General features: G+C 35.7%; 14 protein-coding genes and 1 other annotated feature. Of the genes, 5 read left to right on the top strand and 9 right to left on the bottom strand.

Annotation, left to right across the window (positions count from 1 at the left end):
- Nucleotides 1-64: 64 nt before the first annotated feature.
- Nucleotides 65-748, bottom strand: a complete 684-nt coding sequence (gene mecA / locus AC1Q8M_RS02255; RefSeq protein WP_000350715.1) for an adaptor protein MecA — start codon at nt 746-748, stop codon at nt 65-67.
- A gap of 345 nt (nt 749-1,093) precedes the next feature.
- Between mecA and AC1Q8M_RS02250 the strand changes: the two genes are divergently transcribed.
- Nucleotides 1,094-1,768 (top strand): TerC family protein, encoded by a 675-nt coding sequence (locus tag AC1Q8M_RS02250; RefSeq protein WP_000362604.1) that lies wholly within the window; start codon nt 1,094-1,096, stop codon nt 1,766-1,768.
- A gap of 49 nt (nt 1,769-1,817) precedes the next feature.
- Here AC1Q8M_RS02250 and spx read toward each other — a convergent pair whose 3' ends face one another.
- Nucleotides 1,818-2,213 carry a transcriptional regulator Spx gene (gene spx / locus AC1Q8M_RS02245; protein ID WP_000258267.1) on the bottom strand — a complete coding sequence of 132 codons (396 nt, stop codon included), beginning with the start codon at nt 2,211-2,213 and terminating at the stop codon, nt 1,818-1,820.
- Nucleotides 2,214-2,806: 593 nt separating this feature from the next.
- Here spx and AC1Q8M_RS02240 point away from each other — a divergent pair.
- The gene (locus AC1Q8M_RS02240; RefSeq protein WP_000559974.1) at nt 2,807-3,010 is read left to right on the top strand and encodes a hypothetical protein; all 204 of its coding nucleotides are present in this window, start codon (nt 2,807-2,809) and stop codon (nt 3,008-3,010) included.
- 27 nt (nt 3,011-3,037) lie between these two features.
- Here AC1Q8M_RS02240 and AC1Q8M_RS02235 read toward each other — a convergent pair whose 3' ends face one another.
- The gene (locus AC1Q8M_RS02235) at nt 3,038-4,684 is read right to left on the bottom strand and encodes a peptide ABC transporter substrate-binding protein (protein WP_000727254.1); all 1,647 of its coding nucleotides are present in this window, start codon (nt 4,682-4,684) and stop codon (nt 3,038-3,040) included.
- A 352-nt stretch (nt 4,685-5,036) separates the two neighbouring features.
- On the opposite strand from AC1Q8M_RS02235, the gene AC1Q8M_RS02230 reads away from it, so the two are divergent.
- The gene (locus AC1Q8M_RS02230; protein WP_002093905.1) at nt 5,037-6,482 is read left to right on the top strand and encodes an MATE family efflux transporter; all 1,446 of its coding nucleotides are present in this window, start codon (nt 5,037-5,039) and stop codon (nt 6,480-6,482) included.
- Nucleotides 6,483-6,596: 114 nt separating this feature from the next.
- On the opposite strand, the gene AC1Q8M_RS02225 is transcribed toward AC1Q8M_RS02230, so the two are convergent.
- The 5 genes from AC1Q8M_RS02225 to AC1Q8M_RS02205 form a co-directional block, all read right to left on the bottom strand.
- Entirely contained in the window at nt 6,597-7,532 is a 936-nt protein-coding gene (locus tag AC1Q8M_RS02225; protein WP_000166351.1) for an ABC transporter ATP-binding protein, read from the bottom strand.
- Nucleotides 7,525-8,568, bottom strand: a complete 1,044-nt coding sequence (locus AC1Q8M_RS02220) for an ABC transporter ATP-binding protein (protein ID WP_000854346.1) — start codon at nt 8,566-8,568, stop codon at nt 7,525-7,527. The genes AC1Q8M_RS02225 and AC1Q8M_RS02220 overlap by 8 nt, the downstream gene beginning before the upstream one ends.
- Before the next feature lie 18 nt (nt 8,569-8,586).
- Nucleotides 8,587-9,603: an oligopeptide ABC transporter permease gene (opp3C, locus tag AC1Q8M_RS02215; RefSeq protein WP_000974103.1), complete on the bottom strand. Its 1,017-nt coding sequence runs from the start codon at nt 9,601-9,603 to the stop codon at nt 8,587-8,589.
- Complete coding sequence (gene opp3b, locus AC1Q8M_RS02210; RefSeq protein WP_000534166.1) at nt 9,600-10,529, bottom strand: oligopeptide ABC transporter permease; 930 nt, start codon at nt 10,527-10,529, stop codon at nt 9,600-9,602. The genes opp3C and opp3b overlap by 4 nt, the downstream gene beginning before the upstream one ends.
- Nucleotides 10,530-10,656: 127 nt before the next feature.
- On the bottom strand, nt 10,657-12,312 hold the full coding sequence (locus AC1Q8M_RS02205) for a peptide ABC transporter substrate-binding protein (RefSeq protein ID WP_071713722.1): 1,656 nt from the start codon (nt 12,310-12,312) through the stop codon (nt 10,657-10,659).
- Between the two features lie 320 nt (nt 12,313-12,632).
- Here AC1Q8M_RS02205 and AC1Q8M_RS02200 point away from each other — a divergent pair, with 320 nt between their 5' ends.
- Entirely contained in the window at nt 12,633-13,013 is a 381-nt protein-coding gene (locus AC1Q8M_RS02200) for a DUF3899 domain-containing protein (protein ID WP_098855625.1), read from the top strand.
- A 105-nt stretch (nt 13,014-13,118) separates the two neighbouring features.
- Nucleotides 13,119-13,335 (top strand) — a binding site (T-box leader).
- 75 nt (nt 13,336-13,410) lie between these two features.
- A complete protein-coding gene (gene trpS, locus AC1Q8M_RS02195) occupies nt 13,411-14,400 on the top strand; it encodes a tryptophan--tRNA ligase (protein ID WP_000110989.1) in 990 nt (329 codons plus the stop codon).
- Nucleotides 14,401-14,508: 108 nt separating this feature from the next.
- Here the strand turns inward: trpS and AC1Q8M_RS02190 are convergent, their stop codons facing one another.
- The gene (locus AC1Q8M_RS02190) at nt 14,509-15,255 is read right to left on the bottom strand and encodes a YjbA family protein (protein ID WP_000966129.1); all 747 of its coding nucleotides are present in this window, start codon (nt 15,253-15,255) and stop codon (nt 14,509-14,511) included.
- Nucleotides 15,256-15,289 lie beyond the last annotated feature (34 nt).

Below are 15,289 nucleotides of genomic sequence, written 5' to 3'. Positions count from 1 at the left end.
TCCTAACTAAGAAAGCTTTCCTATTCTTCATATAAAAAGCCGATTTCATACTACAGAAATCGGCCTACGTTTTAGCAGGAAAATTATTGCGAATCGTTTCAAGCGCATGCTCTTTCACAATTTGTTTTCCATACTCACTTACACGATGAATTGTTAAAGTTGATTCTTCCCCATATTCTAAAACAATACTTAAAATACGATCGATTTCTTCTTCATCATGTAGCACTTCATCGAATTCCACATATACATAATAGCGGTCCTCAAATGAATACAGCTCATCTTTTATATCTTCAAAGATAAGACGATGACTTAATGAAATGACATCTTCAAAATCATTAAATTTAATTAAAAAGCCAAACGTACCATCTTCATTAAAGTTTGTTCCTGTTTGTTCTTCTACCTCTTCGACTAACTCTTGTTGGAATAATGATTCGATGCCTTCATCTAGAGGAATATCTATAATTTTGTCTACCCCTATCGGTAGTTCCAGCTTTTGTCCGTCCTTTGAAAGCTCTGCTTTCGTGACAAGTACTTCAATCCCTTTATCGACTGCTTGCACTTGAATCCATAACGGCCCATCAATAAAGAAATCGTCATGATCACGAGCTTCGTCCATCATCTCCCAAAAGAGCTCTTCACTTCGTTCGCGATCATACCAAATTTCTTCACGATTAAATCCTCTATCCTCTATATCAATGTACGTAATAAAAAATTTCATCGTATGATCATTAATTCTTTCAATATCCAAAATACAACTCTCCCTTCCTGCTTAGAATTGTTATGAAGGGATTCCCCACTCATATGACAAATCAATAGATTCTTGTACTCTCATTTTATGATAAGATTCTCCAGAATGGAAATAAAATCGATTTATTTTACAAAAATAGTTATATACCTATCTTTACTCGATTAACTACATAAATATATTATTATAGCGATTTCTTACTTACAAAAAATTTGGACATACATTTCCACATTCCCCCGTACACTGTAATAAAGTGAAACTTCTATTGAAAGAGATTATTTAACAACAACTTTCTGCATCACATACATACAGTTCGCTTATTAAAACATCATAAATGGAGGCAGACGAATGGACTTAGAGTTTTTAACATCCGTACTAATGATTGTCGGTATCGATGTTGTATTAGGTGGTGACAATGCAATCGTCATCGCACTAGCTAGCCGAAATTTACCTGAATCGAAACGAAATAAAGCTATTTTGATCGGTACTCTTTTAGCAATCGTACTAAGAATTATCCTTACTATACTAGCTGTCTATTTACTCGACATTCCATTCCTACAATTGATTGGCGGGGTTTTACTTACATTAATTGCAGTCAATTTATTAACTGATGATAGCAACGACCTTTCTGCCATTCAAGGAAAAACAACTTTATTTCAAGCAGTGCGGACAATTGTTTTCGCGGATCTCGTTATGGGGTTTGATAATGTTATTGCCATTGCAGGTGCAGCTCACGGGAGATTTTTACTCGTCATAATCGGCTTACTCATTTCTATCCCTATTATTATTTGGGGAAGTAAACTTATTTTAATACTTATGGAACGATTTCCATTCCTCATTTATTGCGGTGCAGCAATTCTTGCCTATACTGCAGGGAAAATGGTTACACATGAAGACAGACTTGCAACCTTTTTTCATAACAACCCAAGTTTCACTGCAAGCATTCCTTATTTGTTCATTTTCACTATTTTATGCATCGGCTTTATCGTAAAACAAGTTCGATTACGCAATGTGAAACATTAAAAAAAACCTTCTACTATATAATAGGTAGAAGGTTTTCATATTATTATAATTAATTTACAAGACGTTGTGCTTCACGTAATTGGAACGTTCTTACTGTACGTGGTAAGAAACGGCGAATTTCGTCTTCATTGTAACCAACTTGAAGGCGTTTCTCGTCAATCATAATTGGACGACGTAAAATCCCCGGATAGTCACGAATCATCTTATATAAATCTTGAAGTGGTAAAGATTCTAAGTTTACATTCAATTCTTGGAAAACTTTCGAACGAGTAGAAATAATCTCATCCGTTCCGCTTTCTGTCATACGTAAAATCTCTTTAATTTCCTCAATCGTTAATGGATCTGAGAAAATATTACGTTCTGTATAGGGAATATGATTTTCCTCTAGCCATAATTTCGCCTTTCTACAAGACGTACAGCTTGGAGAACTATATAATGTTACCATACAAAGCTCACTCTCCTTAAAGAGTACAAATTCTGTACTACATACAGTTTTAATTTCTAACTTAAGCAATTTTTCGCGATAACTTGTCTTATTGAAAAGTACAAAAATCGCATTTCATGTAAGCAACAACTTATAATAAACAACAATTACTTTTAATAAGTAACTTCTATAATCATTATACAATAGATTTTGCAAGAAATATACAGTAAATTTCCTGCTAGTTGAGAAAACTCTTCCGTGTATTCCACTGCTATGTAACATGATTACGCTCAATTTAGCTGTACTTGAACAATAACTTTCAACCCTTTTAGTACTCACTTCCTCTAGATTCTTCATATAATATATAGTTATTTATCTATAATCTTCCCTATGAAAAAGAGAACGTTTTCTTACTTTTTCCTGATAAATCAATTAAGAAATGTAAGACTATACAAATGAGAATAAAAAGGAACATTTGTTCTCATTCTAACAAACATTCTCTCTCCTGTCTACACGATTTCTAAAGTAAATTAAATATTTTTCTGACATTTCTTTCTTTTTCATTTTTTATCTCATACAATAAACATACAGACAGGCAAAGGGGGAGTTTTCAAATGATTGCGTTTTTTATTGATTTTATTACGGTTGCTACCCTCATCATCGGAATAACAGCATTAATCGGTGTCATTACAAATAGCATCGGCGAAAAGCTCTTTGGTGGAAAAGAAAAAATGAAGTTTGTTAACAAAAGTTTGGATGTGCAATCCGGCTGGAATCAAGTTGGCGGAAAAGGCATTTATAAGAAACGAACGTATTAAAAAAAGCAGGTGGTTAGCCTGCTTTTTTTATTTTCCTAGGGATGCCCATTTGAAGCTCACATCGGGGCCATATTTATGGTTGTACATATCTTTAATTGTTTCTCTTTGTAAGTATGCTCTACCACGTTGGTATACTGGAACAATCGCAGCGTCATCAAGTAACATTTTTTCTGCCTCAAGTAAGTTTTTCCAGCGAGCATTTACATCGCTTCCATCTTTTTTCGCTTTCATAATGATTTCATCGTATTTCGGATTAGAGTACTTCATCTTATTTTGTGACCCATCTGTTACAAACATATCAAGATATGTAATCGGATCTGGGAAGTCTGCCCCCCATCCAGAGAATGACATGACATAATCACCCGCATCTTCTAATTTTAGTTTTTGTGCGAATGGTTGTTGTTTAATTTTCACTGTTAAACCTGGTAAATTTTTTTCTAATTCACCTTTTAAATATTCACCAGTTTTCTTAGATAACTCTACATCTTCATTTAATAATTCTAATTCGATTTCATTTTTACCAAGTTCTTTTTTGCCAGCTTCCCAATATTTCTTCGCTTCTTTCACGTTTGGTTTTACAATATCCCCGTTTACAGCACGGAAATCTTTTTTATCTGGTCCTTTAATGAAGTTATCAGGAATTAATCCTGTCGCTGCCTTAGAACCGTTATTTAATAATGTATCAACGAACGGCTTACGATCAAAAGCAAGTGAAATTGCTTTACGAATATTTTTATTTGCTAAAGCTGGATCTTTTTGATTTAAGCGTAGGAAAAATACAGATGTCTCTTCTACTGTTTTGAAATCTGGTTTTCCTTTATATTTATCGATGAACTCTGCTAATAACGTCGCTCGATCGATTGCATTTGTTTCATATAAGTTAATTGGCGTAGATGTATCTTTTACAATATTAAAGTTTACTTCTTCAAGCTTCACTTCTTTATTGTCCCAATATGATGAGCTCTTTGTCATTTTAAAACTGCGTTCATGCTGCCAATCGCTTAATGTAAACGGTCCGTTATAAAGTGTTGTATTTGCTTCTAAACCAAACTTCGCACCTTGCTCTTTCACAAATTTCTCATTCACAGGATAAAAGATTGGATATACCATTAAATCTACAAGATATGGAATAGAATTGTCTAATTCTACTTCTAATGTGTAATCATCAATTGCTTTTACACCTAATTGATCAGGACGCATCTCTTTTTTATTAATTTTCTCTGCATTTTTTATATCATACATAATGTATGCTGATTTCGCAGCTGTGTCTGGATTGATCGCTCTTTGCCATGCGTATACAAAATCTTTCGCTGTTAAAGGCTCACCGTTTGACCATTTCGCGTCTTCACGTAATTTAAATGTATATTTTTTACCGTCTTCTGACTTTTTAAATTCTTTTGCTACACCTGGAACTAACTTATCATCTTTTCCAAGGCGGTATAGACCTTCCATCGTGTTGTTCATTACTTTTGAAGAAACTGCGTCAGCTGATAATGCTGGGTCCATCGTTGGAATTTCTTGTGTTTCAATTAAATTAAGAACTTGCTTCGCATCGCTTTTCCCGCTATCCCCTTTTGCGTTTGCTTGCGGTTCATCTTTTTGATAGCTACATGCCCCTAACATCATGCTCATTGCTACTGTTGATACTACAAAAACTGGTATCTTTTTTTTCATACTTCCACCCTCCAAAAAAATGTTAGCCCTTTCATTTTCAAACAGAAAGAAATATATATATGTTCTAACAATTCATATTATACACACAAATACATTTCTTGTATATTTATATTTCTATTTCATTAAAATTTTCTGTTAAAAAATATATGTTTGTAAACGTTTTATACTGCTAATTATCCTTACTAAAGTGCCGAAAATAATTATTTTTATATTTTTCTAAATTATCAAATAAAAACAAATTTTATATTTCATAATACTTTATGTATAATTATCCCACCCTTTTTAACATAAAATAGCAAGCCCTTCATATTAAAAATATGTAGGCTAAAATGAGTGCAAAGGATAAGAAAGTATGTTACGATACATTTTGCTAAAAATAGATATCGGTAAAGAGGGGACGGACATGACAGCAATTCAGGCAAAAAATGGGACGGCAGAAAAATTAAGTTTATTCTTATTAACATGGCCTATTTTTCTAGAAGTTTTTCTTTTTATGTTGATGGGGATCGCTGATACTTTCATGTTAAGTGCATTATCAGACGATGCTGTATCTGGGGTTGGTGCAGCGAATCAATATCTTCATATCGCGATTTTGGTATTAGAAGTCATCGGGAACGGCGCTGCTATCGTTGTATCTCAATACCTCGGTTCCAAACGCTTTATGGAGGCATCTAAAATATCAGCATTAGCCGTCACATTAAATTTAATAGTCGGGCTCGTTATAAGCGCTGGTTTTCTTTTATTTTCGAAACATATGATGCTCGCAATGAACTTACAAGGCGATGTACTAACGTATGCACAAAACTACTTATCTATCGTCGGAGGGGCTATCTTCCTGCAAGCTATTATTAACTCATTAGCCGCAATTATCCGTGTACACGGTTTTACAAAGCAAGCGATGTTTATTTCACTCGGAATGAATATTATTCATATCGCTGGAAACTACGTACTCATTTTCGGGAAATTTGGTTTCCCTGAGCTCGGTGTACAAGGAGCTGCAATTTCTTCCGCTATCAGTCGATTGATCGCACTTATTGTTTTCTTCTGGTTACTATACCGCGTTATGGAATATCGCGTGAAATTACAATATTACTTCACTTTATCCAAAGAATACATTGGGAAAATTTTAAAAATCGGTATTCCATCTGCATTTGAACAAGTGATGTATCAAGCTTGTCAAATCGTCTTCCTTTATTACGCAACGTACTTAGGAACGGAATCATTAGCTGCTAGACAATACGCTACTAACATTTCCATGTTCACTTATTTATTTGCAATTGCGATTGGTATGGGAACAGCCATTATTATTGGCCGCCTTGTTGGTGGTGGCGAAAAGGATGAAGCATACGAACGCTTATGGAAAAGTGTAAAATGGGCGATTGGTGTAACTCTATGTATGGTCGCTCTCGTTATTACATTCCGTACACAATTAATGGGACTGTTTACAGATAATCCGCACATTATCGGGTTAGGCGCAAGTGTTCTTTTACTAAGTGTACTACTTGAAACGGGACGTACGATGAATATCGTCATCATTAATTCGCTTCGTGCAGCTGGTGATGCAAAATATCCTGTTTTAATCGGTGCATTCTCTATGGTGTTAATGAGTTTACCACTAGGTTACTTTTTCGCCTTTCATTTAGATATGGGGCTCGTTGGTATTTGGCTAGCGATCGCCATCGACGAATGGACGCGTGCCATTATTATGTTCTTCCGCTGGAAAAGCAGGGCGTGGGAACGTTACGCACTTGTGAAACCAGAAGAGCAAGACGAGATTGGTTCTGTTCAGGCACAGTAGTACTTGTTTGATCATGATGTAGTTATTAATAAATGCAATTTATATCGACTTACCGACAACTCATTTATATAGTATAGAAAAAAGCCATCCTTCCTTAAAGAATGGCTTTTTTTATTATTGATAAATCTCTTTATATTTCTTATACTCTGCTTCAGAACATAGTACGAAATGCCCTGGGCGAATTTCACGCATTGTTGGCACTTCGCTACCGTAATCATGCTGCGATGGATCGTATACGATACGTTTACGATTGCGCTCATAATCTGGATCTGGTAGCGGAATTGCTGATAATAGTGATTTCGTATATGGATGAACTGGATTCGCATATAACTCTTCACTTGTTGTTAGCTCAACGATTTGACCACGGTACATTACACCGATGCGGTCACTAATGTATTTTACCATTGATAAATCATGGGCAATAAATAAGTATGTTAACCCTTTTTCTTTTTGTAGCTTTTTCAGTAAGTTTACAACTTGCGCCTGAATCGATACGTCAAGTGCTGAGATCGGCTCATCCGCAATGATAAATTCTGGTTCTACAGCAAGCGCTCGAGCGATACCGATACGCTGACGTTGTCCACCTGAGAATTCGTGCGGGAAACGGTTTGCGTGCTCTTTATTTAAACCAACTGTGTTTAATAGTTCATGAACACGGTCCATGCGCTCTTTTTTACTTTTCACTAATCCGTGAATATCAATACCTTCTGCGATAATATCCCCTACTGTCATACGAGGATTTAATGATGCGTATGGATCTTGGAAAATCATTTGCATTTTACGGTTGAATTTCTTCAATTCTGCGCGTGATTTCTTACCATGTACGTTTTCACCATCGAACAATACTTCACCAGCAGTTGCATCATATAAACGAATAATCGTTCTTCCAGTTGTTGATTTACCACAACCTGATTCTCCTACAAGACCAAATGTTTCTCCGCGGTAAATATCAAATGAAATATCATTAACCGCTTTGACAACACCACCACTCACGTCGAAGTGCTGCTTTACATTTTTTACTTCAATTAATTTCTCACGTTGTTTAGTCATGTTGTTCACCTGCTTTCATTTGAAGAATGCGTTTTTCAACGACTGCCGGTGGTTTTACTTCTGGAGCTTGCTCGTGAAGTAACCAAGTTGCCGCATAGTGTGTATCACTTACTTTAAATAAAGGTGGGTCCATTTCAAAATCAATTTTTAATGCCTGTGGGTTACGTGGTGCAAAAGCATCACCCTTCGGCGGCTTCAATAAATCCGGAGGCGTTCCAGGAATTGCGTATAACTCTTCCTCTGAGCCATCTAAACTTGGCATAGATGCGATTAAGCCCCAAGTATATGGATGTTTCGGATTATAGAAAATTTCATCTACAGTTCCAATTTCAACAACTTTACCAGCGTACATAACTGCCACTCGGTCAGCAACGTTTGCTACTACACCTAAGTCATGCGTAATGAAAATAATTGCCGCTTCTGTTTTTTGCTGAATGTCTTTCATAAGTTCTAAAATTTGTGCCTGAATCGTAACGTCTAGCGCTGTTGTCGGCTCATCGGCAATTAATAATTTCGGGTTACAAGCTAACGCCATCGCAATAACTACACGCTGTCTCATACCACCTGAGAACTGGTGAGGATATTGTTTTAAACGAGCTTCTGGATTTGGAATACCTACAAGGTCGATTAATTCTAAAGCAACTTTACGTGCGTCTGCTTTACTCATCCCTTGGTGTTTAATAAGGCCTTCCATAATTTGATTTCCAATTGTCATCGTTGGGTTTAATGATGTCATTGGATCTTGGAAAATCATCGCGATATCTTTACCACGTACTTGCTGCATTTCTTTTTCTGTTAATTTCGTTAAGTCACGACCTTCAAATACGATCTCACCATTTTTAATGCGTCCAGGAGGATTCGGAATTAATCCCATTAACGCTTTAGAAGTAACTGATTTCCCTGAACCAGATTCTCCTACAATCGCCAATGTCTCTCCTTTTTTCAAATCAAAAGTAACGCCGCGTACAGCTTGCACTTCACCTGCATGTGTATCAAAGGAGACTTGTAAATCTTTTACCTCTAACAATGTTTTCATCTTTGCCTCTCCCCTCTTTTACTTACGCATTTTTGGATCTAACGCGTCGCGTAATCCGTCTGCCATTAAGTTAAACGCTAAAATTAATATACTGATGACAACCGCAGGGATGAACATCATATGCGGATACGTTTGAATAGATTTATAACCATCATTTACAAGAGAACCTAGTGACGCAAATGGTGGCTGAATTCCTAAACCGATGAAACTTAAGAACGCTTCACCAAACACCGCTGATGGAATTGTAAACATTGTCATTACGATAATAGGTCCCATTACGTTTGGAATTAAATGTTTCACAATTAATTGTGTATTTGTTGCACCTAATGTACGAGATGCTAATACATATTCTTGGTTTTTTAATTTCAGGATTTGCCCACGAACGATACGCGACATCCCTATCCAACCTGTAATTGCCATTGCGAGTGTAATTGACCATATACCAGATCCCATAATGATTACCATTAAGATAACGATGATTAAGTATGGAATACCGTTAATAATCTCCATAATACGTTGCATAATATTATCTACTCTGCCGCCATAAAACGCCGAAATACCTCCGTATGCAACCCCAATTACTAAGTCAATTGCTGCTGCTAAAAGAGCGATATATAATGATACGCGTGTACCTTCCCATGTTCTTGTCCATAAATCACGACCAAGATCATCTGTACCAAACCAGAAGTACTCTTTAATATCACGTTTTTCATATTGGTCAACACCATATTGATCTGTACCGTCAAATGGTAACCAATGAACATTTTCAATAACTGGAATTTTGGGTGGCATTTTCGCACGACCTAAATCTTGCTCTTTATACGAGTGTTTACTTACCATCGGTCCAAAAATCGCTAGTAATATAATAAGGCTTAATAATACGAAACCAATCATCGCACCTTTATGTTGGAATAAACGTCTTCTTACATCTTGCCAAAACGTTAAGCTTGGACGGGCAATGACTTCATTATCAACATTATTTTGATTGGCTTGTTGAAATAAATCTGGAGATAATTTTTGTACATCTTTCATCATTTTTTCCCTCCCGCTAAACGAATACGAGGATCAATAATTCCGTATAAAATATCGACAATGAAAATAACTAAAATGAAGATAGCACTATAGAAAATCGTAGTTCCCATAATAACTGTATAGTCATTCACTGTAATAGATTTAACGAATTGTTCCCCAAGCCCTGGTACAGCATAAATTTGCTCGATAACAAGTGTTCCTGTAATTAATGCCGCAACCATTGGTCCTAAAATTGTTACTACTGGAATTAATGCGTTACGAAGTGCGTGTTTGACAATGATAACGCCTTGGCTAATTCCTTTTGCTTTTGCTGTTAAAATGTAATCGGCTTGCATAACTTCAATTAATTCTGCACGAGAGAAACGTGCGATTGTTGCGATAACTGCCATCGATAAAGCAATTGTAGGCATTACTGTAAACTCTGGTCCTTTCCAGAACGCTACTGGGAACCAACCAAGTTTTACCCCTACGAAATATTGTAGTAAAGCGGCGAATACGAATGATGGTACCGACATCCCGAGTACGGAAATAATTGTCGCTCCATAATCGACCCACGTATTGTTACGAAGTGCCGCAACGATTCCTAAAATTAAACCAATAAATGTTCCTAATATAATCGCTTGTAAACCAAGTTGTGCTGATGGTCCAATGCGATCCACAATCATATCTGTTACTGGACGGTTATCATATTGGAATGATACCCCTAAATCACCTTTTGCTAAGTTACCTAAGTAACGCGCATATTGAACTGGTACTGGATCATTTAAACCATATTTTTCAAGAATGATTTCTTTTTGTGCCGGTGATAGCTTCTCCTGGTTTTTAAGCGGAGAACCCGGAAGTAATTTCATCAAAAAGAAAGTCAGCGTAGTAATTAAAAATAATGTCAAAGCCATGTACACGAAACGTTTTAATACATAACGTCCCATAGTCAAGCACCTCCCCGTTTTTCTCAAAAGCAATAAGATAGTTTAAAATATTCTTACTTTTATTTTTTTAAAATAAGAGCATATGCCCATCATAGGCATATACCCCTGTAAACGATGGAAAAAAAGATTATTTTTGTTCAACAGATGCCCATTTGTAAGTTAATCTACCACCATAGTTGATTGGTATAATATCTTTTACAGCATCTTTTACTATATATGCTGAACCTTTTTGGAAGATTGGAGTGATAACTGCATCCTCTTTAATTAACATCTTCTCTACTTCTAAAAGGTTGTTCCAGCGTGCTTGTAAATCTTTTGTATCTGTTTTAGCTTTTAGAATTAACTCATCATATTTCTGATTAGAATACCCTGTTTTATTTTGAGAACCATTTGTAACAAACATATCTAAATATGAGATTGGATCTGGGAAATCTGGGCCCCAAATACCAAACGCAATATCATATTGCTGAGAATCTTCTAATTTATTTTTTTGTGCAAATGGCTGCTGTTTAATTTTAATTGATAAACCAGGTAAGTTTTTTTCCATCTCACCTTTTAAGAATTCACCAACCTTTTTTGCATCTTCATTATCAAAGTTTAAGAATTCTAGTTCGATTTTATCAGTGCCAAGCTCTTTCTTCGCTGTTTCCCAAAGCTTTTTCGCTTCTTTTGGATTCGTTTCAACTAGCTTTCCATTTTCAGATCGGAAATCTTTTTTATTCGGACCTTCAGCGAAATCTTTTCCAACAAATCCATAAGCTCCAATCGCACCATTATTTAAAATAACTTTCGCAATGTTATCACGATCAAAGGACATTGAAATTGCTTTTCTTAAGTTTTTATTACTTAAGTATTGATTACTTTGATTAAATCTTAGGTAAGCAACCCCTGCTTCTTTTCTTGTGTGGAATTCTGAGCTTTGTCTAAACTTATCAACAAATTCTGAAGTTAGAGCCGCACGATCAATCGAGTTTGTCTCATATAAATTTACATCAGTTGACGTATTTTTTACAATATTAAAGTTAATCTCTTCGATTTTAACCGTTTTATTATCCCAATATGATGGGTTCTTCTTAAACTGGAAGCTTTGCTCATGTTTCCAATCACTCATAACAAATGGCCCATTATATAATGTTGTATTTGCCTCTAACCCAAACTTATCACCTTGTGCTTTTACAAAGTTTTCATTTAGTGGGTAAAATACCGGATAAACTGTTAAATCAACAAAGTAAGGAACGGGATTGTCTAATTCCACTTCTAATGTATAATCATCAATCGCTTTTACACCTAATTGGTCAGCAGGTAATTCTTTTTTATGAATTTTCTCTGCATTTTTAATATCAAACATAATGTACGAATACGTCGCTTTTGTATCTGGATTTACTGCTCTTTTCCATGAATACACAAAGTCTTTTGCTGTTACAGGCTCCCCATTCGACCATTTTGCATCTTTTCTTAATTTAAATATGTATTTCTTTCCGTCATCTAGCTTTTGAACATCTTCTGCAATTCCAGGCACTCTCTTTTGATCTTTGCCGATACGATATAAACCTTCCATCGTATTATTTAATGCTGTAGAAGATGCAGAGTCAGATGCTAGCGATGCATCCATTGACGGAATTTCAGATAACTCTGTTAAATTAAGAACCTGCTTTCCGTTACTACTACTCGTAGTTTTTTCTTTCCCTTTTGCTTTTGCGTCATCTTTTTGGTAGCTACACGCACCCAGCAACATACTTGCAGTTAAAGTCGATGCAAGTAATAACGGTATCTTTTTCTTCATGTTGTGTTGCCTCCCCTAATTGCACTTCCTGTACCCTCACTTGTTAAAAAGTAGAATTGAAAGAATAATCTCCAAGTTTCTACAATTTTCATTATACATATAATATAACAATTGTGAATATAGTTTTTTGTTTTTTTGTTAAAATTTTTAATAAAATGTTTATATTTTTATTTTTTTTGTAAAGGGATACGTTAACATTGATACCATCATCTTGAAATCAGACCTTTAATTGCGTATAATTTTCAAAAAATTAATTCTAGTACATATTATAGCTTTTATAGTATAATAATTCTAGTAATATTTTGACGGAGGGGAACATTTTGAATAAAGTTTTTTTTCATACTTGTATACTAATTTTCATAGCGATAATCGCTTCTAGTATTGGCGCATTCCTCATTTCATCGCAATTTTTGTTGAATTTTGTCAACATCTTGTTTTATATTGCACTGTTTTTTATTCTTATCGGCGGTTTTTTATACATATTTCAAAATGGTTTTTTCAATGTAACCATTTACGCATTCCAAAGAGTATTTGGTACGAACAAAAAGATTGACTCTTTAATTGAAGAAGTCGAGGAACCTACAGATAAGAAAGAACGTATTTATAAAACATATTCATTCAAATGGACATATCCAATTTGTATTACAGGTATCGTTCTTGGGTTGTTCTCGATCCTTATTAGCTTTACTATTTTGATGTAGTTTGCAAACACTATCCCATATGATATAATAATCAGCAAAACATTTTGTTATAAAACTTTAGTTCTTTCATATTAAAAGAGCTCAAGTAACAATAAATAAATTTATATGTATGCGATGATAAAGAAGAGTACATATTGAGGCAATTTCAGAGAGCTTGTGGTCGGTGTGAACAAGTAATTGTACAGTATGGAATGGGCTTTTGAGCACCAAACCGAACCGAAAGTAGTAGGCTTTGGCGTTATATCCAAACGTTATTATGGATTAGAGAGATTTCACAGTGGTGAAATAATTAGGGTGGTACCGCGGTCCATTCGTCCCTATAGTTTTTGGGATGAATGGGCTTTTTTGTTTGCCTTCTCTTCCCCCATCACGCATTCAATTTTAGGAGGAATTACTTATGTCAGTTATCTTTTCTGGTATTCAGCCAAGTGGAACGATTACACTTGGAAACTATTTAGGAGCCATGAAGCAGTTTACAGAGCTTCAAAATGAACACGACTGTTATTTCTGTATTGTAAACCAACATGCGATTACAGTACCTCAAGATCCCGTACAACTTCGTAAAAACATCCGCAGTCTTGCTGCACTTTATGTGGCATGTGGCATTGACCCTGAAAAAGCTACTTTATTTGTACAATCAGAAGTACCAGCACACGCTCAACTAGGTTGGATCATGCAATCTGTTGCTTACGTTGGAGAATTAGAGCGTATGACGCAATATAAAGATAAAGCTTCTGGTAGAGATTCAGTTCCAGCTGGATTACTTACGTATCCACCACTAATGGCTGCTGATATTTTACTATACAATACTGAAATCGTGCCGGTTGGTGATGATCAAAAGCAACATATCGAATTAACACGTGACCTAGCAGAGCGTTTCAACAAACGTTACCGTGAAATCTTCACAATGCCTGAAATTCGTATTCCAAAAGTAGGAGCTCGCGTTATGTCCTTAACAGAACCTACGAAAAAAATGAGCAAATCTGATCCGAATCCAAAATCAATGATCAGTATGCTTGATGAGCCAAAAACAATTGAAAAGAAAATTAAGAGTGCTGTTACTGACTCTGAAGGTATTGTGAAATTTGATAAAGAAAACAAACCTGGTATCTCTAACTTATTAACAATCTACTCTTCATTCTCTGGAAAAACAGTTGAAGAAATTGAAGCAATGTACGAAGGAAAAGGATACGGTGACTTCAAAGGCGACCTAGCGCAAGTAGTCGTAGATGCAATTCGTCCAATCCAAGACAAATACAACGAACTAATCAGCTCACCAGAACTAGACGAAATTCTAGACAAAGGTGCCGAAAAAGCAAACCGTGTTGCATTCAAACAACTACGCAAAGTAGAAAATGCAATGGGGTTAAGTAGAAAACGTAGGTAACATATAAAGCGAAGGGCTAGGAGCCGGAGCTGGATTTCATATAAAGCGGAGGGCTTGCTACCGGAGCTAGGTTACTACAAAATTAAAAAACCGCCAATTGGCGGTTTTTTAATTTACCTTTTGCTCATTTTCCATTTCCCATAACTTTTCAAAAAATGGCTGTCCTTTTACGAGACGCTCGCATAATTGTTCATGTTTCTCAGACCAGCCAGCTTTCGCTTCATCATACAGTCTAGCCCAAATATCCTCGAACTCCATATGTTGAACCGTTCCATATGCTGATGGATCCCACTCTGTGTACCAATAGCGAATCTCTGCTGTATTTTTCGTTGTATGTAATTGATCTAACGCCATAAATAATAATTGTTTTAGCTGTCTTTCTTTACGAGTCAAGCCATTCATAATGAAAGGCGATGGTGATAAAATGTGGTGTTCTTTTTCTGTTTCTTCTACTTGGAACTCATACTTTTCTGCTTGTACGTTTTCTACCATCTCATATACCATCTGCTCTTGGCGTGGTATAAGTCTGCTTTTGCGAATTGGTACATTGTAACCAATTGTGTCAATCGCAATAATTCCTTTTCCATCTGTAACAACAAAGCAATACTCTTGCTGCAAACGTTCATGATTTTTACGAATATAAGCCTTATGATGTACGTCTTCCAGCATTTTTTGCGGAAGCTCTAACAATTCGTTCTCGATGTAATGATATAATGTGGCATCTACTTTTAATAATGGCACTTGATCTAATAGCTCAATCGTATCATCTTTCCGCCATTCGTAAAAATGACAAACGTTATACCCATTCTCTTCACCTTCAAACCAATTTACCCATACATCATGTAGATATAACATTCACTACCCCTCACTTCACTACTGTTTGTACCAA

It is taken from the genome of Bacillus sp. GW823-FHT06A10 (genome assembly GCF_058795375.1).
This window is presented reverse-complemented; position numbering and strand designations above follow the sequence as displayed.

What these genes read in the sequence shown, in the direction of transcription:
- AC1Q8M_RS02220 (WP_000854346.1), bottom strand. Translation starts at nt 8,568, where the DNA reads ATGAAAACATTGTTAGAGGTAAAAGATTTACAAGTCTCCTTTGATACA.
- AC1Q8M_RS02225 (WP_000166351.1), bottom strand. Translation starts at nt 7,532, where the DNA reads ATGACTAAACAACGTGAGAAATTAATTGAAGTAAAAAATGTAAAGCAG.
- AC1Q8M_RS02230 (WP_002093905.1), top strand. Translation starts at nt 5,037, where the DNA reads ATGTTACGATACATTTTGCTAAAAATAGATATCGGTAAAGAGGGGACG.
- trpS (WP_000110989.1), top strand. Translation starts at nt 13,411, where the DNA reads ATGTCAGTTATCTTTTCTGGTATTCAGCCAAGTGGAACGATTACACTT.
- opp3C (WP_000974103.1), bottom strand. Translation starts at nt 9,603, where the DNA reads ATGATGAAAGATGTACAAAAATTATCTCCAGATTTATTTCAACAAGCC.
- AC1Q8M_RS02235 (WP_000727254.1), bottom strand. Translation starts at nt 4,684, where the DNA reads ATGAAAAAAAAGATACCAGTTTTTGTAGTATCAACAGTAGCAATGAGC.
- spx (WP_000258267.1), bottom strand. Translation starts at nt 2,213, where the DNA reads ATGGTAACATTATATAGTTCTCCAAGCTGTACGTCTTGTAGAAAGGCG.
- AC1Q8M_RS02240 (WP_000559974.1), top strand. Translation starts at nt 2,807, where the DNA reads ATGATTGCGTTTTTTATTGATTTTATTACGGTTGCTACCCTCATCATC.
- AC1Q8M_RS02190 (WP_000966129.1), bottom strand. Translation starts at nt 15,255, where the DNA reads ATGTTATATCTACATGATGTATGGGTAAATTGGTTTGAAGGTGAAGAG.
- opp3b (WP_000534166.1), bottom strand. Translation starts at nt 10,529, where the DNA reads ATGGGACGTTATGTATTAAAACGTTTCGTGTACATGGCTTTGACATTA.
- AC1Q8M_RS02205 (WP_071713722.1), bottom strand. Translation starts at nt 12,312, where the DNA reads ATGAAGAAAAAGATACCGTTATTACTTGCATCGACTTTAACTGCAAGT.
- AC1Q8M_RS02250 (WP_000362604.1), top strand. Translation starts at nt 1,094, where the DNA reads ATGGACTTAGAGTTTTTAACATCCGTACTAATGATTGTCGGTATCGAT.